Below are 1178 nucleotides of genomic sequence, written 5' to 3'. Positions count from 1 at the left end.
GGGTGAAATTTGTCGAAAATTTCCTAAAAAAATCAAAAAATTTCCAAGTAGAACAAAAAAGCGCTATTTAACCGTTTTTATGCAAAAGTCTCAAGGTGTCGATTCTCGTCCTCAAGCTCCTTAAGGCGCTGAACCTCAGAAATTTCCAGGCCGCCATATTTAGCTCGCCAACTATACGATATTGCGTTTAGTAAGCAGCCCACTATCGGCAACGACCACGGGTTTACCGAGATTAAAACGTTGGCTAAAACGCTCCAGAAAGGGAATTAAGGTGTGTCCTTCGTAGCTTTTGCCCGCGAAGATATCATAGGCAATGGGGAACCCATTGGCACCCACAAGTAAGCCTAAATAAATCTGCGGGTGTCTGTGTTTACCTACTTTAGAGAAGCCGGCTTGGCGCAAATCGTCCTCATCTTCCGCTTCGAAGTGTAGGGCGGTCATGTCATAGAAGATCACACTGATCTGGTCACCTTGCATCCGCTTAGTGTGTTCGAAAGCTATTTGCTCTACCAAAGGCTGGTACTGGTCTGCCAAGCGATCAAGGAAACGATAAATCGCACTAACCTCAAGTTTAACGCCTCGGTACTTCAACAGGTAATCGACGGTTTTAAGTTTACTCAAGGGATAAGCTAAACGGGCAATCACTAAGTGCCGAAACAGTTCGTCCGGCACTTGATTAAAGCCGATCGCATCATAAATGCGCCCGAAGATAAGCTCAGGACCAATCACCTGCACTTGATTATTCTGCAACGAAGAAACGATCGCTAAAGCTTGTTGATCCTCTTCATAGGCATCAAACGCAAAGCTCAACTGAGGTTTCGCATCTTCAATGAACTGTCTTGCCTCGTCTTTGAGGCGTTCAATCTCTGGACGCTCAGTGGCGCAACCAACCGATTTGACCACTTTATAGATGCCATTTTCTTTGCTAACTATTTGAATACTAACGGATCCTGACTTATTTTTCTTCTCGCGAACGAACATGATGAGACCCCTCGGGACACCCAAAAACGTCTTTATTTTATATTAAGTCATTGATTTAAAAGGAAACAGATGGGTGTCCCGAGAAAAAGTGACGAAGACAGGAAAAAGCTGACTAGCACCGGCAAGTTACCGCCATATTGACCTTGTTCGTAATTAATTAGACAAAGACTGCCGTATCATGCGCTTGACCGCCTGAT

1 pseudogene is annotated in these 1178 nt (G+C 44.5%); it reads right to left on the bottom strand.

Annotated elements, in window-relative coordinates:
• Positions 1–177: 177 nt before the first annotated feature.
• Positions 178–981 (bottom strand): annotated as a pseudogene (locus B092_RS14595) (IS1634 family transposase); the annotation flags it as partial.
• Positions 982–1178: the final 197 nt, after the last annotated feature.

This window comes from Oligella ureolytica DSM 18253, from assembly GCF_000373745.1.
GTDB lineage: Bacteria > Pseudomonadota > Gammaproteobacteria > Burkholderiales > Burkholderiaceae_B > Oligella > Oligella ureolytica.
The sequence above is the reverse complement of the archived record's forward strand: the minus strand, read 5'-3'. Positions and strand labels throughout refer to the sequence as shown.